19 protein-coding genes and 1 pseudogene are annotated in these 23,129 nt (G+C 51.0%); 16 read left to right on the top strand and 4 right to left on the bottom strand.

What is annotated here, in order from left to right; translation table 11 throughout:
• Positions 1–118: 118 nt before the first annotated feature.
• Positions 119–350: pseudogene (locus tag CIL02_RS16745) on the bottom strand (IS982 family transposase); the annotation flags it as partial.
• A gap of 980 nt (positions 351–1,330) precedes the next feature.
• On the opposite strand from CIL02_RS16745, the gene CIL02_RS12265 reads away from it, so the two are divergent.
• From CIL02_RS12265 to CIL02_RS12245, 5 genes are all read left to right on the top strand, one after another.
• Positions 1,331–1,540 (top strand): helix-turn-helix domain-containing protein, encoded by a 210-nt coding sequence (locus tag CIL02_RS12265; RefSeq protein WP_044072484.1) that lies wholly within the window; start codon positions 1,331–1,333, stop codon positions 1,538–1,540.
• A gap of 249 nt (positions 1,541–1,789) precedes the next feature.
• Entirely contained in the window at positions 1,790–2,485 is a 696-nt protein-coding gene (locus CIL02_RS12260; protein ID WP_094402100.1) for an immunoglobulin-like domain-containing protein, read from the top strand.
• Positions 2,486–2,812: 327 nt separating this feature from the next.
• A complete protein-coding gene (locus CIL02_RS12255; RefSeq protein ID WP_094402098.1) occupies positions 2,813–3,097 on the top strand; it encodes a hypothetical protein in 285 nt (94 codons plus the stop codon).
• 10 nt (positions 3,098–3,107) lie between these two features.
• Entirely contained in the window at positions 3,108–3,626 is a 519-nt protein-coding gene (locus CIL02_RS12250) for an imm11 family protein (RefSeq protein ID WP_094402096.1), read from the top strand.
• A gap of 89 nt (positions 3,627–3,715) precedes the next feature.
• Positions 3,716–4,330, top strand: a complete 615-nt coding sequence (locus CIL02_RS12245) for a hypothetical protein (protein WP_240513678.1) — start codon at positions 3,716–3,718, stop codon at positions 4,328–4,330.
• A gap of 32 nt (positions 4,331–4,362) precedes the next feature.
• Here CIL02_RS12245 and CIL02_RS12240 read toward each other — a convergent pair whose 3' ends face one another.
• Complete coding sequence (locus CIL02_RS12240) at positions 4,363–4,767, bottom strand: hypothetical protein (RefSeq protein ID WP_240513676.1); 405 nt, start codon at positions 4,765–4,767, stop codon at positions 4,363–4,365.
• A 277-nt stretch (positions 4,768–5,044) separates the two neighbouring features.
• Between CIL02_RS12240 and CIL02_RS12235 the strand changes: the two genes are divergently transcribed.
• The 10 genes from CIL02_RS12235 (at position 5,045) to CIL02_RS12190 (ending at position 17,428) form a co-directional block, all read left to right on the top strand.
• Positions 5,045–5,446: a DUF6769 family protein gene (locus CIL02_RS12235; RefSeq protein WP_094402092.1), complete on the top strand. Its 402-nt coding sequence runs from the start codon at positions 5,045–5,047 to the stop codon at positions 5,444–5,446.
• Positions 5,447–5,579: 133 nt separating this feature from the next.
• Complete coding sequence (locus CIL02_RS12230) at positions 5,580–6,737, top strand: efflux RND transporter periplasmic adaptor subunit (protein ID WP_094402090.1); 1,158 nt, start codon at positions 5,580–5,582, stop codon at positions 6,735–6,737.
• An 18-nt stretch (positions 6,738–6,755) separates the two neighbouring features.
• Complete coding sequence (locus CIL02_RS12225; RefSeq protein ID WP_094402088.1) at positions 6,756–9,848, top strand: efflux RND transporter permease subunit; 3,093 nt, start codon at positions 6,756–6,758, stop codon at positions 9,846–9,848.
• Positions 9,845–11,038, top strand: a complete 1,194-nt coding sequence (locus CIL02_RS12220) for a TolC family protein (RefSeq protein WP_094402086.1) — start codon at positions 9,845–9,847, stop codon at positions 11,036–11,038. The genes CIL02_RS12225 and CIL02_RS12220 overlap by 4 nt, the downstream gene beginning before the upstream one ends.
• A 271-nt stretch (positions 11,039–11,309) precedes the next feature.
• Positions 11,310–11,735, top strand: a complete 426-nt coding sequence (locus CIL02_RS12215; RefSeq protein ID WP_094402084.1) for a PaaI family thioesterase — start codon at positions 11,310–11,312, stop codon at positions 11,733–11,735.
• Positions 11,732–12,751, top strand: coding sequence for a chorismate-binding protein (locus CIL02_RS12210; protein ID WP_094402081.1), 1,020 nt, complete (start codon positions 11,732–11,734; stop codon positions 12,749–12,751). The genes CIL02_RS12215 and CIL02_RS12210 overlap by 4 nt, the downstream gene beginning before the upstream one ends.
• A 58-nt stretch (positions 12,752–12,809) precedes the next feature.
• Positions 12,810–14,471, top strand: coding sequence for a 2-succinyl-5-enolpyruvyl-6-hydroxy-3-cyclohexene-1-carboxylic-acid synthase (menD, locus tag CIL02_RS12205; RefSeq protein WP_094402079.1), 1,662 nt, complete (start codon positions 12,810–12,812; stop codon positions 14,469–14,471).
• Between the two features lie 94 nt (positions 14,472–14,565).
• Positions 14,566–15,390, top strand: a complete 825-nt coding sequence (menB, locus tag CIL02_RS12200; protein ID WP_094402078.1) for a 1,4-dihydroxy-2-naphthoyl-CoA synthase — start codon at positions 14,566–14,568, stop codon at positions 15,388–15,390.
• A gap of 17 nt (positions 15,391–15,407) precedes the next feature.
• Positions 15,408–16,460, top strand: coding sequence for an o-succinylbenzoate synthase (locus CIL02_RS12195; RefSeq protein WP_094402310.1), 1,053 nt, complete (start codon positions 15,408–15,410; stop codon positions 16,458–16,460).
• Entirely contained in the window at positions 16,457–17,428 is a 972-nt protein-coding gene (locus tag CIL02_RS12190; RefSeq protein WP_094402076.1) for an AMP-binding protein, read from the top strand. Before CIL02_RS12195 ends, CIL02_RS12190 begins: the two co-directional genes overlap by 4 nt.
• A gap of 223 nt (positions 17,429–17,651) precedes the next feature.
• Here CIL02_RS12190 and CIL02_RS12185 read toward each other — a convergent pair whose 3' ends face one another.
• On the bottom strand, positions 17,652–18,656 hold the full coding sequence (locus CIL02_RS12185; protein WP_371589463.1) for a family 43 glycosylhydrolase: 1,005 nt from the start codon (positions 18,654–18,656) through the stop codon (positions 17,652–17,654).
• 184 nt (positions 18,657–18,840) lie between these two features.
• Positions 18,841–19,887 (bottom strand): 3-dehydroquinate synthase, encoded by a 1,047-nt coding sequence (gene aroB, locus CIL02_RS12180; protein ID WP_094402074.1) that lies wholly within the window; start codon positions 19,885–19,887, stop codon positions 18,841–18,843.
• 281 nt (positions 19,888–20,168) lie between these two features.
• On the opposite strand from aroB, the gene CIL02_RS12175 reads away from it, so the two are divergent.
• Entirely contained in the window at positions 20,169–23,126 is a 2,958-nt protein-coding gene (locus CIL02_RS12175) for a TonB-dependent receptor (protein WP_094402072.1), read from the top strand.
• Positions 23,127–23,129: the final 3 nt, after the last annotated feature.

Here is a 23,129-nt window from a genome sequence, read left to right as displayed (position 1 = left end):
TGTTGGGGAACTATAAAGTTACTGATAATCAGCCACTTAACCAAATTTCACCAGTTATATTACGTTAATTAACTCTCTCATTTTCAAACGATTACATTAGAATTAACAGAGTATTGTTTTCTATATAGAAATGTTTCAGGCAACGGTAGCCTGAATCATGAAACAGTATCATGATTACCATAATTTCTGCCTTTGACATGGTTGACTTGCGATGATATTGCCGTTTCTTATCTGCTTTCAGTGTATATTTTTCCATCATGGCATCAAAAAACTTGCAAAAATCATCTGCAATACAAAATAATTCTGGAGTTTCCTTGAACGAAGTGAAAAACTTTGTCCTCGGTGATCATAGCGATTATTGTTTGTAATTCTTTGTATTTCAACACTATAAAGTTTTTCGCTTCGTTCAAGGAAACTCCAAAAATTTCGCTAATCACCAAATTTTCAAGCACTTATATTTTGTCGAACTCACGTTATTTTAAAACGACACTATGATTTCCAACATAGAGTCTTACACTTTGTCATCTTACTATTGTAAGAGGCTATGCCTTCCTCATACAGTAGAGGAAGAAACTGGTTTAATCAATAAATTGTTGGCAGAACTCTGTTTAATCACAGGAAATGATTTTGACAAAACGAGTACGTTTATTACAGCATTATTGAAAGATCATTATGAGTCAACATGTGATTATGAAACACAATCGAGATTCTGTAAGACTTACATATTAGGTAAAAGTGAATCATTTCAAGGTGTAAGTGGCATAGTTGATTGTACCCCTTTGGTTTTCAACTATAAAGGTACGAAAAAAATTGATATATACAAATTTAACACTCTGATATTTAGTGCGTTAGACAACATTCTCCTTCCGCAGATAAATGTCCAGTTTGATTACTGGTTAAGTAACTTGTTTTGTCACTTTTTAGACTTTACAGACTACTACTAACGTCATTATCTTCTTCTTGAAATCTTACTGATTGCTCGTAATGTACTGATAATCAATACTAATTGGAATGGTAAAATGACGAAAGAAACAAATTAGGAACAACAAAATCAAGAAACCCCAAAATGAAAGCATGAGAAAACATAAATTAACACTGAAAACAATGATAAATTTCCGATTTTGACATTTTAAGAACATGGCAAATAGAACAAATATTTATGAACGCATATATGTATCTTGCCATGTTGGGAAATCAATTGCTTAGTCCCATTTTTGCAGATTATATTTCTATTTTGTCTAAATTACGACGGAATACAGCAGATATTCAAGGGATTTGAATGGATTATCACGATAAAATATTATTTTTGTAGCGTAAAAACGATAAAAACATGAAGTTAAATCGCATAAGAGCAGTCTTAGAGGACAAAGGGATAAGCCAAACATGGCTTGCAAAGAAGTTAGGAAGGAGTTTCAGTACGGTCAATGCTTACGTATGCAACCGTTCTCAACCCAACCTTACAACGCTTCTTGAAATTGCACAGTTCTTGTCTGTGGATATGAAAGAACTTATCACGGACAAAAAGGAACGCAATGATTGAAGAGATTATGAGAGACAAAATAATATCATAGCATCATTTTGTGGATAAACTAAAATATAGTATTTGCAAAATAAATTGAACTTTTCTCATAAGAAAAGAAATATACTATAAGAGTTCATATCTCTCTACATGTTAAATTATTAATTGCTGATAACTATGAGACTGAAGCCAAAACTCCTCAATGCAATAATATTAGGATTGACAATGTTCCTTTCAATGCAAACCACTTGTGCTGCTTGCAACCCATCAATGGCCATTCAGCAAAAGAAAGTGGCAACTGTTGGCAAAAAGAGGGTTGCCATTAGCAAAAAGAGAGTTGTCAAGAGCAAGAAGAGAACCTATCGCAAGGCTTCGGCGCGTAAATATTCGCATAGGGAACTGAACGCCATTATGCGGATACTTGAGCGGAAGTTCCTGTCGGAAGACAAGACCCCGGCCTTGCGAAATGTTGTTGGATTTGGAATGGGATCCAACTCCATTGATGTTGCGCTCCGTTGGAACACGAAGGAGAAGCAGCTGGAGTTTCGTAGGCAGATTTACAACTCGCCCGCCATCAGGTTTGAGGGCAAGTTGGACCCTATCATCGACAACAGGGAAGGCGTGAGCACCTACCAAGGCATCTCCCTCAAGGCGGAGAAGCCTTCCTATCCATTGGGCACCACGGAAATCAGATTCACGATTACCAACCATAGTGGCGAGGAATTTGTGTATGGCGATGCCTATAGCATCACAGCCCAAGGAGCGGATGGCAATTGGTTTGTTGTGCCCACCGATTGCTTGTTCACGGCCATCGGTCATGTTTTAAACGATGGTCAAAGCGGCACCATTACTGCCCATCTTTTTCCCGATATTCTTCCCAACAAACCAGGCGTTTACCGCTTTTTTTATGAGGATAGCATAGATGGTGAGAAGGTGCCTTTCATGGCAACCTTTGAGTTGAAGTAAATAAAAAGAATTGTTGCTTATGAAAATACTCTTCAGTTTATTGGCATTTTGTTTATTTGCCTCATGCGTCCATTCCCAAGAGGCGGTGGACACGGTAAGTGTGCGTGTACAATACAGAGTAAAATATAATGAACGTAATATGAAACTAAGAGATAAAGATACAAAGAAATATTTGCTCACAGTATTTGTGGCTACATTTCCGTAGGTCAGCTAGGCAAGGACTTCACGCTGATAATGTCTCCAAAGGATGCCAAGAAAAGTTTTTTGTTGTCCTTAGCTCATTTGTGTATCCGTCTGAGAAGCCAGCTTCCATGCAATAACAGGATATTGATATACAAGTTCTATTTCAAGACAAAGGTGTTCGACACGGTTTGCCATGGCGAGTTTGATGGCGTGAGAGTATCAAAGGCTATCACAATTTCTGCAGATGGCAACTATTGCGTAGCTAATGTCGAAATAGATGGTTGCTTTCCAGAAGATTTCATCAAACTCAATCCCCCAATGTCCATCATCCTGCAATATGACTTGTATTCGATAGAAACCAATATGTTGGTTAGCAAAGAGGAATTCGATGCGCATTGGGAGAAATGCAAAGATTTATGTGAATCATAATCAATAGAGTATGGATTACAAATTCGACAGCACTATGAATTTTACAACTATAATGTTAGGACATAAGAAAAAACAAGTTAGGCTTCAGTCAGAAGAGATCTATGACCCTTTTCACGTTTTTCCTAATTTACAAAATGTAATTAAGAACAATGTTTTCTACATTGATGAGGGAAATGTGTTTTATGATTTTATTGGTGATCAAGGACCATTAAGATTTGTTTCTGATAAATTTAAAAAATTATTAGAAAGTAATGGAGTCAAAGGATTATCCTTTATACCAATAAGGATTAGAGGATCAAAGTTACAGTATTTTGCATTCGTAGAAGCACAGGTGGATTCTATATGCGAGTACGATTCTGACGGAGACCGTATTTATGGAACTTTTCAAATAGATTTTACATCATGGAATGGTGAAGAAATCTTCTACCTAAAAGATAGTGGTGCAACAGTTTGTTCATTAAGAGTTAAAGAACTAATTGAAAAAAATGGTATCACAAATATAACTTTTGAAGATTTAGATAAATATTAAAGATTAGCTATGATGCATTAATAAAGTCACGAATTATGTACTATCAAATAACATTTACGTTAGATAAAAGAATCAGAGGCAGATACGAAATGCCACATACTGTTAAGATAAAATCAAAGGACTTTCTGGACTATATGTCTGAGAAAAATAGGAATATTTTGATGTATTTTGAGAATAAACATGACATATATATAAATATGCCCGATGAAATAGAGGGACAAATTGTCAAAAGGAAAGACTATGTCGATTTCATGGATTTTTCGCCTGCATGCCTAAGCTTGAAGGCTGTTGTCAGCGCAAAAGTTAAAAATGTACTTGAACAAATACACGTTCGTAAATCAGAATACATTCTGAAGCGAATAAAAATTGACGGCATCGCATCTGACTTTTATCTTTTGTTTGTGCCGATTATTAAAGATACAGAATTTGTTTATCCTAAGTGCGAGTTTATTGATATATACAATGAAAAATGTAAAGTATTTCAAAACAGAAAGGAGTTTTACAACGACAATGATATTTACTTTCCAAAGCGAATCACACTAACACCGAAATATAAAAACCAAGATTTGCTATATCCACAAGGTTCTGATGTCTTTTTCTCAAAAAGAGTTCTTGACGCTTTTGCAGATGAAAAAATTGTTGGTTATGACATTATTAAGGGCGGATGTTTCTATTGTACGGTAGAAACAACTGACGAGATATAAAAATTAAGCCCTCATGAGCACATCTGTTGTCATTAGCCACAACTCTGTGCAATTATCATTCCTACACCTCCTGCAATTACAAAGACACCAATAGTGAAGAAGAACCAAAAGAACCACTGTGCATAGTGACCGAGATAGCAGCCATCATATTCCTTGTATCGCTCGTGGACTTTTTTCCGTTCATCAGCAAACATGGAATTGACCTCACGGATATGCATCTGCATCTGTGCGGTCATCCATTGGCGTTCTTTGGCAAACAGTTCTTGGATTTTCTGCCAGTCAGCATCATTGACTTGCACAGACACCTTTAATTTTGTGGGAGCATTTTCCAAAACTTTGTCTATGTGCTGATTGATGGTATCAACCTTTTTGCTGATAGTAGTCACAGCACCACCTAATTTGGCTTCTGCACGCTGATACTGGCGAAAACGGAGCATACCCACCCACTAAGCGCGGTTCAATCCACGCACTTGTGAGCTGAAAATCGGCTTGAAATTGGCATAAAAAACGGAGTATATCCGTTCAATATCGCCTAAAACACTGAAAATCATCATTATCGTTACTATGAGGGGCTACGTCCGCAACTCTCTGTCTGTGACTGGAAATTAATTCAGTAGATCCTAATTAATCAAATCCCGATTTTTATCGGACAGCAATAATTTTTAACTCCTTTTATTTGGCTGCATTTGCAATCCTTGCTAACTTTGCATCTGAATGAAAAAGAACGCTCTCGTAACAGTAATGCTCATTGCCACAATAATAGTGTCATTGATGCCTTTTGTCCCACACCATCATCATGACGGCGTGTGGTGCAATGTTGTTGAGCGTTGCGACATAGACAATGCTGAGAATGATGCGCATACCAGCCACCATGGTGACAGAACGCTTTGCGTTGAGGAGACCGACCTGATAGCCTCACGCCCCAGCCATGCGGGGTATGCCTTCAACACCCAGTATCTTTATCCGCTTTTGTTGTTGACTGCTATTGTAGGCAGTTTGCCTGAGCATCCTGTAGGCTCAGGCGTTAATTACGCTTGCGTTTCCGTTATCCGTCTGTATGATGAGTGGATAGCTGACTCGTCGGGCCTTCGTGCACCGCCATTTGTCATGGCATAACCCGTAAGTCTTTTTTCTTTTGTGGTAAACCGCTATCCGACAATGCTGCCATGCCCGTAGGGGCGTTGCCGCACTTGTTGGTATGATGTATGTGGCAACCACAAGTCATAAACCGTTAAACAGTATATTCTCAATGAAATCAAACATATTACTAATTTTCATGTTCGCCGTACTCCTGTTGTGTTGTTGCGGTGAGCATAGCCATGACAATGACCATGCTGATGAGTCAGAACATAAGGAGGAAACCGGGCATGGTCACGACCACGCAGGCGAGATTTCTTTTACCAAGGAACAGGCCAAGGCGGCCGGGCTGGCAATAGAGACCGTAACGCCGTCAACATTCCATTCCGTCATACGCACCAGCGGGCAGATAGTAGCTCCGCAGGGCGATGAGCAGACTGTTGTGGCTACGGCCTCAGGCATCCTTACCTATTACCGCGGCTCCATTGCCGAGGGCATGGCAGTCAAGGCTGGCGAGGCTATAGCCAGCGTATCGGCGAAGCATCTGCAGGATGGCGATCCGGCCGTAAACGCGCGTGCAGCATTCGAGACGGCAGAGCGTGAGTATCAGCGTGCGTCACGCCTTGTTGCCGACAAGATAATCTCGGCCAAGGAATATGAGCAGGCAAAGCTCAACTACGAGACAGCCCGCAACGCATACCATGCGCAGGCAGCGAGCATGACCACGCGCGGCATCTCCGTCTCATCGGGCATGAGCGGATATGTCAAGCAGTTGCTCGTTGCACAGGGTGAGTATGTCACGGTGGGACAGCCCATAGCCGTTGTAACCCGCGACAGAAGGCTGCAGCTTAAAGCGTTCGTGCCCGAGAGCGAGTATGGCAGCCTGCGCACTATCAGCTCCGCCAACTTCATATCGCCTTCAGACAGGAATGTCCTACACAGCCTTGCCTCTCTCAATGGCAGGCTCGTGTCGTATGGGCGCAGCCTTTCCGACAACGGAGCCTTTGTTCCGGCAGTCTTCGAGTTTGACAATGTCGGTGACATACTGCCAGGAAGCTATGTCGAGGTGTTCCTCATTGGAGCCGCGAGGAACAATACCATCACCGTTCCGCTGTCTGCCATTACCGAGGAGCAGGGGCTGTATTTCGTATATGTGCAGGAGCATGACGAGGACTATGTCAAGCGGCAAGTAACCCTTGGCGACAGCGACGGCTTGCGCCGTGTCGTCATCAGTGGGCTGAAACCTGGCGAGAAGGTTGTGGCCAAAGGCGCCTACAATGTCAAGCTTGCCTCAATGTCGACCGAGATACCCCATGGACACAGTCATTAACAACAACAGCCTATTACCATGCTCAACAGAATAATAAAGCTTTCGCTCCGCAATAGGCTTGTCGTGCTCCTTGGTGCGGTGTTGTTGCTCATCGCCGGCCTTTATACGGCAAAGAATACCGATGTCGACGTGTTTCCCGACCTCAACGCTCCCACCGTTGTCGTCATGACCGAGGCCAACGGCATGGCTCCAGAGGAAGTAGAGCGTCTTGTAACGTTCCCAATCGAGACCGCTGTCAATGGAGCCACCGGCGTACGCCGTGTGCGTTCGTCGTCAACTACAGGCTTCTCCGTTGTTTGGGTGGAGTTCGACTGGGGCACCGACATCTACCGTGCCCGACAGATAGTGTCAGAGAAGACAGCGGTAGTAGAGGAAATGCTCCCCGATGGCGTCGGCAGTCCTACGCTTGGTCCTCAGTCGTCCATCCTTGGCGAGCTAATGTTTGTGTCGCTGACAGCCGACAGCACCTCCCTACAGGACCTGCGAACCATTGCCGACTGGACCGTGCGTCCACGGCTGCTCGCAACAGGTGGCGTAGCGCAGGTGTCGGTGCTTGGCGGTGAGGTACGCGAATACCAGATACTTCTTAATCCGGGCCGCATGAGACATTACGGAGTGTCGCTCGACGAGGTGTGCGAGGCCGTCGATGGCATGAACGGCAATGTGGCAGGAGGAATACTCTATGAGTACGGCAACGAGTATATCATACGCGGTGTGCTCGCATCGGACAATGTAGGCACACTTGCCGGCTCGCTTGTCAAGACCACAGCCTCCGGACCCGTACTGTTGGGCAATGTGGCCGAGGTGAAGATAGGCAACAGCAGACCGAAGATGGGAACGGCGTCCCATGACGGCAAGCCGTGCGTGATGGTCACCGTTACCAAGCAGCCCAATACGAGCACCGTCGACCTTACGGCCAAGATAGACACTGTGCTGATGGAACTTGGCAAGACCCTTCCCCGTGATGTCAAGGTGTCGTCAGACATATACCGTCAGGAGAGGTTCATCAACAGCTCCATCGACAATGTCATGAAGTCGCTTTACGAGGGTGGACTCTTTGTGGTCATCGTGCTCTTCCTGTTCCTCATGAATGTCCGGGCTACCGTCATATCTCTCATCACCATACCGCTCTCCCTGCTGGTATCTGTACTGACCCTCCATCTCCTTGGGCTCACCATCAACACCATGAGCCTTGGCGGCATGGCCATAGCCATTGGCTCGCTTGTCGACGATGCCATAGTGGATGTCGAGAACGTGTACCGTAGGCTGCGTGAGAACAGCTCCTTGCCGCCAGGCTTCCGGCAGTCGACCCTGACCGTCATCTTCAACGCTTCCAAGGAAGTCCGTCTGCCCATTCTCAACTCCACGCTTATAATCGTTGCCAGCTTTGTGCCCCTCTTCTTCCTCAGTGGCATGGAGGGTCGCCTGCTGGTTCCTCTGGGCATCGCCTTCGTCACGGCTCTTGGCGCCTCCACTCTTGTAGCCCTCACGCTCACCCCCGTGCTGTGCAGCTATCTGCTTGCGGGCCGCCGTCCGGGCAGCGGAAAACTTCTCACGGAGCCTTATGTCGCCCGCAAGCTCAAGACGGCATATGGCCGTTTGCTCGGCCGTGCGCTCACCAGACATCGCCAGGTTCTTGCCGTCACGGCCGTCCTCACCGTTGTTGCCATAGTAGGCTTTGCCACCCTTGGGCGCAGCTTCCTTCCGCCATTCAATGAGGGGTCGTTCACCATAGGCGTTAGTACCCTTCCTGGCATCTCCCTTGAGGAGTCCGACCGCATAGGCCATAGGGTGGAGGAGGCTTTGCTTGCCATACCCGAGGTGCAGACCGTTGGCCGCAAGACTGGCCGTGCGGAGCTTGACGAACACGCCCTCGGTGTCAACGACTCCGAGCTTGAGGTGCCCTTCGTCCTTGGTGACAGGAGCAAGCAGGAGATCATGGACGACATCCGCGCAAGGCTCGCTGCCATTCCAGGCATAGCCGTTGAGGTTGGTGCCCCCGTGACACATCGTATTGATGCCATGCTCTCCGGCACCCGTGCCAACATCGCCATCAAGGTTTTTGGCCCAGACCTTGGCACCCTCTATTCTCTTGGCAAGAAGATAGAGGAGGCCGTAAAGGACATCGACGGCATTGCCGACCTCAACGTAGAGCGGCAGGTGGAGCGTCCGCAGTTGCGCATAGAGCCCCGGCGCGAGATGCTAGCGCGCTATGGCGTGACGCTGCCTCAGTTTGCCCGGATGGTGGGTGTGCTTTTGGGTGGACAGGTAGTGTCGCAGGTGTATGAGGACGAGAAGTCCTTCGACCTCACGCTGAAAGTTGCCGATGCCGACAGGATGACGGCTGCCGACATAGCCGCCATCACCGTAGATGCCAATGGGGCAAAGGTGCCGTTGGGCACCCTTGCAAATATCACCTCTGCCATGGGACCCAACACCATCAACCGCGAGAACGTTGCCCGTAAGCTGGTAGTGTCGGCCAATGTCTCAGGCCGCGACCTGCTGGGAGTGGTCAACGACATACGTGAGCGCATAGACGCAGAAGTTGCAATGCCAGAGGATTATCATGTGGAATATGGAGGCCAGTTCGAGAGCGAGCGCACAGCCTCGCGCACCCTGCTCGTCACCTCAGTGTTCTCCATAGCCGCCATCTTCCTGTTGCTCTTCAATGAGTTCCGCAGCGTCCGTCAGGCATCAGTCATCCTGCTCAACCTGCCCTTGGCATTAATAGGCGGAGTGCTTGTGCTGTGGCTGTCGGGCGGCGTGGTGAGTATTCCTGCCACCATAGGCTTTATCTCGCTTTTCGGCATAGCCACCCGCAACGGCATGCTCCTCGTCTCCCGCTACAACGACTTGCGTGCTGAGGGCTATACGCTGACAGAGAGCGTTATGCACGGCTCCATAGACAGGCTCAACCCCATACTTATGACGGCTCTGTCGTCAGCCTTGGCCCTGGTGCCTATGGCATTGGGGGGCGAGTTGCCTGGCAATGAGATTCAGAGTCCTATGGCCAAGGTTATTCTTGGCGGACTGTTCACCTCGACCCTGCTCAACGCTTTCATCATACCAATAATGTATCTTCTCATAAACCGTCAAGACAATAAGAAATGAAGAAATATGCTTTAGTCACCATTATGGCAGCCATGCTGCTGCCTATGGATGCACAGACAACCATAGGGCAGGTGCTCGCAGATATAGAGAGCAACAACACCACGCTGAAGGCTCTCAGGGCCGAGGCCGAGGCGCAGAAGCTCGACAACCGCACGGGCATGACGCTTGCCGACCCCGAGGTGGAGTTTGCCTATCTGTGGGGAAGCCCCGCCGTGATGGGCAACCGCAAGGATTTCAGTGCATCGCAGCAGTTTGACTTCGCCACACTCTCGGGCAAGAAAAGAGCCTTGGCCTCGCAGCGTGACGTTCTTGTCGACCTGCAACTAAAAGCCGGGCGGCTGGCCATCATCACCGAGGCCCGCATGCTGTGTGTGGACATGGTCTACTACAATGCCCTTGCCGCCGAGATGCAGACGCGCCTTGATGCTGCCCGTGCCGTTGCCGATGCGCAGAAGAAGCGGTTAGACAGTGGCGACGGCAACCAGATAGAGTACAACAATGTCCTCATGTCGCTTGCTGCCGCAGAGGCCGAGATGGCGCGTGTGTCTACAGAGCGTCAGGCTGTGGCGGCCGCTCTATCCCGTCTCAATGGCGGCAATGAGATAAGCCTGCAGCAGCAGTCGTTCGATGTGTCGCCGCTGCCATCGCCGTTTGAGCAGTGGTATGCAGCAGCAGAGGCTGGCAACCCCACCTTGGCGTATGTCAGGCAGGAGGTAGAGGTGAGCAACCGCCAGCTTTCGCTCGACAAGGCACAGAACGTGCCGTCGCTGACGCTTGGATACATGAGTGAGAACACCCGTGAGCAGACATTCCGCGGTGTGTCCATAGGAGTGTCGGTGCCATTATGGACTAACCGCAACAAAGTTCGCCAGGCACACGCCGCACGTGAGGCTGCCGAGCTTCGCCTTGCCGATGCCCGCCAGACCTTCTACAGTCAGGTGCGCATGGCCTACGACAAGGCTGTGTCGTTGCGAGCTGCTGCCGTGGCCTGCCGTGAAGCCTCCACGCGCTATGCCGACATCAGGCTATTGCGCAAGGCTTATGACGAAGGCCATCTCGCTGTTGTCGACTATCTCGTGCAGATGGGCTTCTGCTACGATGCCGCCAACAGGGCACTCAATGCCGAGCGTGAATATCAGCGGGCCTTGTGCGAGTTGCGCAGCTTTTCTGCTGAGCTTATGTCCGACTGAACACACACTCTGGTGTGGAAGCCAATTCACCTCTGTGCTGGAGCCAATACACCTCGGTGCGTACTATATCACACCTATATGTATGAGCCATTATGAAAAAGATGACATATTTGCCCAAGTATTTTTGCATTCCAGAATTTTTTGCGTAACTTTGAGGGCATAAAGAAGCCAACGAGCTCATGTATTAGAAGAAGATACTCCGCTGGTCACCCCGGCAATCGCCAGACTTCTGCAGGATGAAGGCCAACGGAGGAAACACACATAACAGAATATGGACATAGAACAAATTAAGAAAATGCTCAGCAAGCAGGACGGATTGTCCAAGACTTTGGGCATGGAATTCATATCAACACCCGACCCTGATACCTGCAAGGCAAGAATGAGAGTCGACGGACGCAACCGTCAGCCGTTCGGGTTCCTGAGCGGTGGCGCATCGCTTGCCCTTGCCGAGAATGTTGCCGGCGTAGGCTCTCTGGCCCTTTGCCCCGGCAAGATAAGCGTGGGCATCAATGTCAGCGGAAGCCACGTCAAGGCCGTGCTCGAAGGCGACTGCGTGGAGGCTACGGCGCGTCTGCTCCACAAGGGGCGCACGCTCCACCAGTGGCAGGTATCTATATGTAACTCCGAGGGAGAGCTTATTTCCTCGGTTAGCGTCACCAATTACATAATGACAAAACCAAAGGAGAAACAGCAATGAGCCATTACGCCATGTTCAGACTGCCTTACGCCACCATGGCCTACAGGGTGGAGCAGAAGACAGGAGAACCGCTGAGGTTGCTGACGGCAAGCGACTTGGACGGCGTCAGGGGATTTGTTGTGGCACCGTTTGTGGCCTCACCTTCAACGCCCATAGTCGTAATAGAGGGCGAGGCTGAGGCTGTTTCTCTCCATGCCCGGCCTGATGCCGTGCATGGGGTGGAGCATGCTGACCGCAATGCTTACGCACACGACTTTGCAGTCTTCCATGGAGCCGTTTCTCAGGGACGTTTCGGCAAGATAGTGCTCTCACGCTCTGCCGAGGTCGCAACGCCTGGGCGGCCCTCGCCCGAGGGACTCTTTGCCGAGGCTTGCCGCAGGTATCCGCGAATGATGATAACTCTGGTGAGCAGCGATGTGTGCGGAACGTGGCTCATGGCCACTCCCGAGACGCTGCTGCGCCGTGAGGGCAGTCTCTGGCGCACCATGGCCCTTGCTGGCACCATGAGGCATGTGGATGGTGAGCAGACTGAGCCGTGGTCGGAAAAGAATATTTCAGAGCAGAAGCTGGTGGCCGATTACGTAGCCCAGACGTTGACCCGCTTTGCCGGACGCGTCGAGGTTGGCGAGCCATATACCGTCAGGGCTGGCAACCTGCTGCATCTGCGTTCCGATTTCTCGTTCAGCATGGCGGACAATGGCGATTATGGCATTGGCGACATCGTTGAGGCCCTTCATCCCACGCCAGCTGTGTGCGGACTGCCCAAGGACGAGGCGAGGACATTCATTCTGGCCAATGAGAGTGACGACCGCCGCTATTACAGCGGCTATGCCGGCCCCTGGGGCATAAAGGATGTGTATGCCCTATACGTGTCTCTGAGGTGCATGGAGATACGTGAGGACTGCTGCCTGATGCATGCGGGAGGCGGACTGCTGCCCGACAGCATTGAGGAGAAAGAGTGGGAGGAGACCGTCGCCAAGATGGAGGCCATGAGAGCCTTGGTCGTCAGACGATAGATTTTTATGGGTTCGGCTCTGCAAACAACACATGGATAATGTGTCCTGACTATAGATTATGTATTCTGATAAAGCAAATATCAATATTCTGACTTCGCTGATGGTGGCGCATGGAGTGCGTACCATAGTGGTGTGCCCAGGCAGCAGGAATGCTCCTTTGGCACACAACTTCAGTGTGTGCAGGCAGCTGCGTTGCATTTCCGTTACTGACGAGCGCTCGGCAGGCTTCTACGCCATTGGGTTGTCCTTGGCGTCCGGTGAGCCGGTCGCCGTATGTGTGACGAGCGGCTCGGCGTTGCTCAACCTTGCTCCAGCCGTGTGCGAGGCTTACTATAGGGAGATACCCCTGCTGGTAATCTCTGCAGACAGGCCGCAGGCCATGATTGGCCAGCTGCAAGGGCAGACGATGGTGCAGACAGGAGCCTTGGCAGGCATCGTCCGGCACTCGGTAACCCTGCCCGAGCCTGCGGACGCTACAGCCCAATGGTTCTGCAACCGCCTTGTCAACGAGGCTTTGTCGCTCATGGTGTCGCCGGCAAGCGGCCCCGTGCATGTCAATGTGCCGGTGAGCGAGCCTCTGTTTGGCTTCTCCGCAGAGACCCTGCCAGAGGAAAGGGTGGTGAGGGTCCATCGTGCCGTGGCTACCGAGGCCACTATGTCATCGCTTGCCGCATGCGTGGCCGCATCGCCAAGACTGATGGTGGTAGTCGGACAGCTACCGTTCACGGAAAGCCAGCGTTCGGCAACGGCATTGGAAAGGCTTCGTAGCTATGCGGTCGTGCTGACCGACCATCTGGCTTCAGACTGCCGTGGTGTGATGCCGTCGCTCGACAGGATGGCGATGCTGCTGACAGAAACCGGAGACTACGCTCCCGATACCGTTGTCTACGTTGGTGGCAACATGGTGAGCAAGTCTATGAGAACATTCCTACAGGGATGCCGCCCTGCAAACAGCTATGTAGTGACAGCCGATGGCAAACTGACCGATGTGCTCATGACAGCTACAGACATCGTAGAGGCGACACCATCGCAGGCATTGGATGTAATGGCCGCTGCCCTGGACGGCAAGCAAAATGCCGACACAGCATGGACGGAACGATGGCATGGCATTTGTGCACAGTCTGTTGTATCAGGCTGTGACCCAGAGTATTCGCAAGTGGCAGCAGTTAGGGAGTTCTTTAAGGCCATTGAGGGCAGCGACTGCTGCGTTCATCTTGCCAACAGCATGTCTGTCAGGGCAGGCCTGCTCTATGCCGACAGATATGTGTATGTGAACCGCGGTGTCAACGGCATCGAGGGGTCGCTGTCTACAGCGGCAGGCTTCTCGCTGATGAGTGCCGTACCAGTATACTGCGTCATTGGCGACCTGAGTTTTTTCTATGATGTCAATGCCCTGTGGCATGGCGACCTGTGCGGCAACTTCCGGATATTGCTGCTCAACAACGGTTGCGGTGGAATATTCAGACGATTCGGAAAGCTTGAGGACAGTCCAGCGCTCGATGGCATGGTCATGGCGCGTCATAATACGTCGGCCGAGGGCGCATGCCAGCAGAACGGTGTGGCATACAGAGCAGTGCATGAGGCTGCCCAGCTTGCCGATGGCATCAGATGGCTCACACATGAGCAATGTCCCACACCCATGCTCCTTGAGGTGTTTACCGATGACGAGGAGGACCAGAGGGTATACGACAGCGTTATGGCATGTGGGCATAGGAGATAGAGGAGATAGAGGAGATAGAGGTGATAGAAGAGATAGAGGAGATAGACCTTCGACCTTCGACCTTTGCCCTTCGACTTAAATTAAAAAAAAATATATGGAAAGAGAATGGAAGAATATTGAGGGCTTCGCCTTCAAGGAGATACTCTTCGAGGAGTATAATCACATAGCTAAGATAACCATCAATAGGGAACGCTACCGCAATGCCTTCACGCCGCTGACGACGTGGGAGATGTCGCAGGCGTTTGCCTATTGCCGTGAGTCATCATCGATAAGGGTTGTCATACTCACAGGTGCCGGCGACAAGGCTTTCTGCTCGGGTGGCGACATGCACGTCAAGGGACGTGGAGGATATGTCGGTGCCGACGGAGTGCCAAGGCTCAATGTGCTGGATGTGCAGATGCAGATCAGAAGACTGCCTAAGCCCGTCATAGCCATGGTGAACGGCTACGCCATTGGCGGCGGTCATGTGCTGCATGTGATGTGCGACCTGACGATAGCCAGCGAGAATGCCATCTTCGGACAGACAGGGCCAAAGGTCGGAAGCTTCGACGCCGGCTTCGGAGCGTCTTATCTCGCCCGCATGGTTGGACAGAAGAAGGCGCGTGAGATATGGTTCCTGTGCAGGCAGTACTCCGCACGCGAGGCCGAGCAGATGGGTATGGTGAACAAGGTGGTGCCACAGGAGCAGCTTGAGGACACGTGCGTGGAGTGGGCAGAGACTATGATGGAGCGCAGCCCGCTGGCTCTTAGGATGATCAAGGCCGGGCTGAATGCCGAGCTTGACGGGCAGGCCGGTATACAGGAGCTGGCAGGCGATGCCACAATGCTCTATTACACCATGGATGAGGCCCAGGAGGGCGGCAAGGCATTCCTGGAGAAGCGCAAGCCCGACTTCGACAAATATCCCGTGTTTCCATAATGCAGATCGAGGACGATATGCTGAAGATAGACATACAGAAGCGTACGCTACACTTCAAACGCCCTGCCAAGACCTCGCGGGGCGAATATCTTACGCGGTTGAGCCGCTTCGTGACCATCGTGCGCGACGGCATACGGGGAGTAGGGGAGTGTGCCACGTTGCCCGACCTCTCATGTGATGAGATTGCCGACTATGATGATGTTCTCCGTAGGGTCTGCGACATGATAGAGCAGACGGGGCGCATACCCTTCGACATGCTGCGCCCTTATCCCTCCATGCTCTTCGGGATAGAGACGGCTTTCGCACAGCTCGATGCCAATGGCTCCTGCGCACTCTTCGACACTCCCTTTGCCCGTGGCGAGGAGGGCATTCCTACCAATGGCCTCGTCTGGATGGGAACATACGATGAGATGCTGGAACGGATGCAGGAAAAGCTCGATGCGGGCTTCACGTGTGTGAAGCTGAAGATAGGAGCTATAGACTTTGACGCGGAGACCGAGCTGCTGCACATCGTTCGCTCGGCTTTCCCGGTCAGCAAGGTGGAGCTTCGGGTGGATGCAAATGGTGCGTTCGACCCCGACGAGGCTCTTGCCATGCTGGATATTCTTGCCCGCTTCGACCTTCATTCCATCGAGCAGCCCATACGGCAGCGGCAATGGCGCGACATGGCCCGCATCTGCGCAGCCTCGCCCGTGCCGGTGGCTCTTGACGAGGAACTCATAGGTGTCAACTTGAAGTCGATGAAGGAGATGCTGCTTGATACCATCAGACCGCAATATATCGTGCTGAAGCCATCGCTTCACGGTGGCATGGCCGGTACGGCCGAGTGGATAGAGCTGGCACGTCAGCGGAATATCGGCTCGTGGATGACAAGCGCGCTGGAGAGCAACGTGGGACTGAATGCCATTGCTCACCTTGCCGCACGCACATACGGCCCTGCTGTAGGCATGGCGCAGGGATTGGGCACAGGACAGCTCTTCACGGACAATATCGACATGCCGCTGCAGATGAGGGGGCAGGAGATGTGGTTCTGTCCCGACGTGAGGACAGTTACGGAGACGATAGTATGACGGTAGAGGAATTTCTTGCAGAGTGGAATAATGACTCTGACTGTGTGGCTGTGCACACAAGCGGCTCTACGGGAGCGCCAAAGCTGATGATGGCGAAGAAACGGCGCATGGAAGCTTCGGCCCGAATGACATGCAAGACACTTGGCCTGAGCAGGGGCGACAAGGCGCTCGTTTGCCTGCCCATGGACTATATAGCCGGAAAGATGATGGTTGTAAGATGTGTGACCTGCGGCCTCGACATGATGTGCGTGGAGCCTTCGGGACATCCTCTTGCCACGGTCAGCTCCCGCATCGACTTCGCCGCCATGGTGCCCATGCAGGTGTTCAATTCCCTTGAGGACGATGTGGAGCGGCAGCGGCTCATGGACATTGGTAACCTGCTGATAGGCGGAGGAGCCATCGACGAGAGGCTTGAGTCAGCGTTGCGGGAGTTCCCCAATGCCGTATGGAGCTCGTATGGCATGACAGAGACCTTGTCGCACATAGCCTTGCGCAGGCTCGACGGTGAGCATGCCAGTCTGTGGTACTGTCCGCTTGACGGTGTGCGCGTGTCGCTCGACAGCGATGGCTGTCTTGTTGTCTCTGCCCCGGCCGTATGCGGACAGGAGCTGCATACCCACGACCTTGCCGTCGTTGAGGACACAGACAGCGGACAGAGGTTCCGCATAACGGGAAGGATAGACAATGTGATATGCTCAGGAGGAGTGAAGATACAGATTGAGGAGGTGGAGGACGCACTGAGGCCTTATCTTTCCGCACCATTTATGATAACGAGGCGCCCATCGGAGAAGTTTGGCGAGGAGGTTGTCATGCTTACTGAGGATGATGATACCGATGCCGTGCTTAGTGTTTGCCGTAGGGTGCTTCCCCGCTACAGCCAGCCTAAGGCGTGCCGCCATGTCGCCAGCCTGCCTGTGACAGCTACGGGAAAGCCCGCCAGGGGGGAGGCAGCGAAAATATGGAAGTAGCCATGAAAGGGCAAAAGCGTTATTTGTCCTGCTGTTATCTACGCTTTTGCGCTTACAGCGCGACCATCACCTACATGAAATAACCCAGGGTGTCGCTACGCTTTACCCTGGGCTATGTGCTTTTGCGCTTACAGCGCGACAATTACTTACATGAACTTCAGAAATAGGTTGCCTGTTTTTTTGCACATCAAACAGGATACCCAACTCTTAACCTAATAACCCTTTACTTCCTCAATGCCCTCACGCCTTTCTTCGTGGGCTTTGTAGGCTTGATGGTTCCGTCGGCGTTGAACTCCATCTTGTCGATGCACACCTCGCGGTGAATGCCGGGTTGTTTGTCGCGCTCTATGTAATTCTTGTTGATGCGGTGGTAAACGATATACCATTCGTCCTTGCCCGGTATCTGCAGAACGCTGTTGTGGGCAGTGCCGTAGATTTCGTTCTCTGCGTCCTGTATCAGTATTACGGGGTTTTCTGCAACCGTTATGGGGCCTAAAGGCGATGTGCTTGTGCCGTAGGCTACGTGATAGTTGGCAGCGCCCGTATCGTCAACGCTCCAGAGAAAATAATACAGTCCGTTGCGCTTGAACACGTATGGTGCCTCACGATAGGCATAGTCCTGAAGCGTTCCTCCCTGTGGAGTCATCAGGGTCTCTGTTTCTGGCTTTATGCTTGTCATGTCGTCATTAAGCTCTGCGCCAGCCATGTAGCCGTTGCCCCAGTAGAGGTAGCATTTGCCGTTGTCGGGATCCTGGAATACGTCAACGTCAATCTGTTGTCCGTGCTTCTGTCCCTTAGGCCTGTGGTCGACGATAGGCTTTCCGAAGTCGGCGAACGGGCCGGTCGGCGAGTCGCTGATGGCCACTCCTATGGCTTTGCCGTGACCAGTCTCTCCGCTGTAGTAGAAATAGTATTTATATCCGTCCTCTGTTTTCTTCTCTATGATGCATGGTGCCCATGCGTTGCCGCTTGCCCACTTGGTGTCGCGAGGCAGGTTGAGATTTATGCCTTCGTATTTCCACAGTGTGAGGTCATCGCTTGAGAAGCATGTGAAATACCATCCTCCCCATCCGGGTGTGCCGTCGGTGGTAGAGTAGATGTAGTATTTGCCCGTCTTCTCTGAGTACAGCACCTCTGGGTCGGCATGGAATCCTGCCAGAATAGGGTTACCACTGTAGAGAGTACTCTTGCAGCATTGGCTCTTGCAGCATTGGCTTTTCTGAGCCATTGTGGGGAGCATCATTGTCAGCAGTGCTCCCATTGCGTAATACCTAAGTTTCATTGGTCTTTTAGTTTTTGTTTTTGTTGTTCTGTTGTTTATTTAAGTCTTGCGGTCGAGGGTTGAAGGTCGAAGGACTGAGGTCGAAGGGATCCTCTCTATCTCCTCTATCTCCTTGCATACTTCGGCATGCTCATCCTTCCCTGTAGAAGTCCAGTGCCTCCATAATCTCCTCTTTTGTTGCAGTCTGGTTAATTCTTATGTCGCCTATTCCACCCAGTAGCGTGAAATTTATTATGCCGTCGGCATTCTTCTTGTCGTGGGTCATAAGCTCTATCAGCTCTCCGTAGTCCTCGCACGTAATGGCGAGCCGTGGGTAGTAGTCGTGGATGAAATTCACCGTCTGCCTCAGCCTGTCAGCGGGAAATCCCGTCTTGATGCTGCTGAGATACAGCTCGCATACCAGTCCGCAGGCTACGGCGTGGCCGTGCAGCACGGGTGTGCGTCGCAAAGCCCATGACTCGAAAGCGTGGCCGAAGGTGTGGCCAAGGTTCAGTGCCTTGCGTATGCCCTTCTCGTGAGGGTCTTCGGCAACAATGTTCTCCTTTATCTGCACCGACCGTGCTACCATCTGCTGCAGTCGCGGCAGGTCGGGACTGTCGAGCGGGAAGCCGACCAGCTCCGCCCAGTGGGCCTCGTCGGAGATTAGTCCGTGCTTCAGCATCTCGGCATATCCGGAGCGCATGTTGTCGTCATCGAGTGTCTTCAGGAAACTGGTGTCGAGAATAACGTAGCGTGCCTCACTGAATACTCCAACCTCGTTTTTCAGACCGTTGAAGTTGATGCCCGTCTTTCCTCCCACCGATGCGTCGACCATGGCGAGCAGGGTTGTCGGAATGTTGATGAAGTTGATGCCCCGCTTGAATGTAGACGCGGCAAATCCGCCAAGGTCGGTAACCATGCCTCCGCCGAGGTTGATGAGGCACGAGTGTCGTGACGCTCCGTTGTCGCCAAGTTCTTTCCATACGTCAGTCAGGGTGCCGACAGTCTTGCAGGTGTCTGAGTTCCCTATAACGATAAGCTTTGCGCCCCTCATCACAAGATAGTCCTTTATCACAGGCCAGCACAGCTCCGACGTGACGGTATCTGCAAGTACAAAGAGCTTGTCATGCTCACATTCGGCCAAGGCCAGTGCCAGTTCTCTCTCAAGATTTCCAGAAATAACAATTCCCTGTTTCATATCTTCTGTATAACGTATGGTTCGTGATTATACATGTCAAGGCTTTATGCCATGATATTTGTGGTGTTATTGCAAAGATACAACAAATTTATGAGAACGGGTGCATAAATGTGAGAAAATATAATAAAAGAGTGCCTATACATTATAATATATATATAGGTGAAACATGAAAAATGCTTTTTTTTCTGTTATGGTTAAACCTAATGGCGTTTTCTCCGTCTACTATTACAGGTGCGTATCTATTACCACGCACAGTATTGAAGCCGTAATCACCAACACACATGAAGAAAATCATATTTTTGGCGCTGATGGCTGTCATGGCAATGACGGCGATGGCGCAGAACAGAACTATCACGGGTCGCCTTGTAGACAAGGAAACCAAGGAGCCAATGGTACAGACCACAGTGCAGCTGCTTACCGCCGACAGTACGTTCGTTACCGGCGGAGTTACCAACGAGAAGGGCGAGTTCTCCATAGCCGCTCCCAAGAGTGGGGCCTACCTGCTGAAAATCTCCAGCATAGGCTATATCACGTCCGTCAAGAAACTCATGATGGAGAAGGACAACGACCTCGCCATGGGGACTGTCCAGATGACTGCCGATGCCATCATGCTCAAGGAAACACAGGTAACGGCACAGGCACTGAAGGTTACGGTGAAGGAAGACACCTTTATATATAATAGCGCGGCATACCGCACACCCGAAGGCTCCACCATAGAGGAACTGGTGAAGCGGTTGCCGGGAGCGCAGGTCGACGACGACGGAAAGATTACCATCAACGGCAAGGAGGTGAAGAAAATCCTTGTCGACGGCAAGGAGTTTATGACGGGTGACACCCAGACCGCCATGAAGAACCTTCCGACATCCATCGTAGAGAAAGTAAAGGCCTACGACGAGAAGAGCGACCTGGCAAGGGTGACCGGCATCAACGACGGAAACGAGGAGACGGTGCTCGACTTTGGACTGAAGAAGGGCATGAACAAGGGTTTCTTCTCCAATTCCGACGTAGGCGTCGGCACCGAGGACAGATATTCCGCGCGTCTTATGGGTGCGCACTTCAACTCTGAGGCACGCGTCATGGGCTTCGCCTCGGCCAATAATGTCAGCGACAGAGGATTTGGCGGACGTGGAGGAGGCTTCGGCAGGGGCAACAACGGACTCAACTCGAGCAAGATGCTGGGAGCAAACTTCAACTACGAGAAGAAGGATGTCATCAAGCTCAATGGTAGCGTAAGGTGGAATCATAATGACGGCGACCAGCTGACCAAGAACTCCAGCGAGAACTTCGTCTCTACGGCAAAGTCGTTCAGCAACAGCCTGTCGCAAAACTACAGCAGGAGCGACAGCTGGAACGCGCAGGCAAGGGTGGAGTGGACGCCCGACACCATGACAAACATCATGTTCCGGCCAACATTCTCACACTCGTCATCAGACAGCCGCTCGGCAAGCGCGTCGGCATCGTTTGCCGACGACCCGTACCTGTATGTCACAGACCCTCTCTCACAAGAGGCTTTCGACATCATGGACAAGGATAGCCTGATGGTGAACAGCCGCAACAACACCTCGCTGAGCAACAGCTCCAGCAACTCCTATGGCGCAATGTTCCAGTACAACAGGAAACTTGGCAACAAGGGACGCAACGTTACCGTGCAGCTCAACGCAAAATACACCGACTCCAACAACAAGAGCCTCACTACCAACAACGTGCATCTATACCAGATAACCGATGCCTTGGGCAACGACTCCACATACCAGACCAACCGCTATAACCTCACGCCGTCCAAGAACTACAACTACAGCGCACAGGCCACCTACAGCGAGCCGCTCTGGAAGGCCACCTTCCTGCAGCTGAGCTACAAGTTCACCTACAGCTATTCAAAGAGCCAGCGCTCAACATACGACTTCAGCAACATGGGCGAGAACTTCTTCGAAGGGGTTAGCAACACCTACCGCAACTGGAACGGATATCTTGACAGGCTCGGCAGTCCCATCGGGGATTATTACGACGAGGAGCTTAGCCGGTACTCGCAGTACAAGAACTATACGCACGACATCGAGCTGATGTTCAGGATGATTAGGGAGAAATTCAACTTCAGCACGGGCGTGATGCTGCAGCCACAGTCATCCGACTTCACTCAGGACTATCAGGGCAAATACATAGATACCGTAAGGCACGTCCTCAACGTCGCCCCTACACTCGACTTCCGCTACAGGTTCAACAAGGTTACCAATCTGCGCATACGCTATCGCGGTACTACGTCGCAGCCGAGCATGACCGACCTTGTCGACATCACCGACGACAGTAACCCACTCAACATCACCAAGGGTAACCCGGGACTGAAACCGTCGTTCACTAACAACCTTAACGCTACGTTCAGAGGCTATTTCGAGAAAACAATGCAGACAGTAATGGCGAACGTCAGGTTCAGCACCACACGCAACTCCGTGGCAAGAAAGGTTACCTACGACGAGACAACAGGTGGACAGACCACCAGACCGGAGAACATCAACGGCAACTGGAACCTCAATGGAGGACTGATGTTCAACACCCCGCTCGACTCGGCCGGACACTGGAACGTCAATACCTGGTCTGACGCATCCTTCGCTAACAATGTAGGCTATGTGTCGTTAGACAGAAAGTCGGACTCGCAGAAGAACATAACAAAGACTCTCGGCATCAACGAGAGGCTCTCGGGAAGCTATCGCAACGACTGGTTAGAGGTGGAGCTTGACGGCTCGCTCAACTACAACCACTCACGCAACAAGCTGCAGGAGCAGAGCAACCTCGATACATGGCAGTTCTCGTATGGCGCAAACGTCAACATCACTCTGCCGTGGGGCACGTCGCTGTCAACGGACATTCACGAGAAGAGCCGCAGGGGATATAACGACAACTCCATGAACACCAACGAGCTGGTGTGGAACACACAGCTCTCGCAGGGCTTCCTCAAGGGCAAGCCACTCGTGGTGATGCTGCAGTTCTACGATATTCTCGGACAGCAGAGCAACTTCTCGCGCTCCATCAATGCCATGCAGAGAAGCGATACCGAATACAACTCCATCAACTCGTATGTCATGCTGCATGTCAACTACAAATTGAACATTTTCGGAAGCAAGGAGGCAAGACAGGAAATGAAATTCATGGATGGTCCGGGAATGGGACCTGGAGGACAAAGACAAAGAATGGGTGGCAGCCGTCGCGGAGGCGGTGGATTTGGCGGCCCGATGATGATAGATTGACGG

Source organism: Prevotella sp. P3-122 (assembly GCF_002251365.1).
Classification (GTDB): Bacteria; Bacteroidota; Bacteroidia; order Bacteroidales; family Bacteroidaceae; genus Prevotella.
Note: the sequence above shows the minus strand (reverse complement) of the source record. Positions and strands in the feature narration are given on the sequence as shown.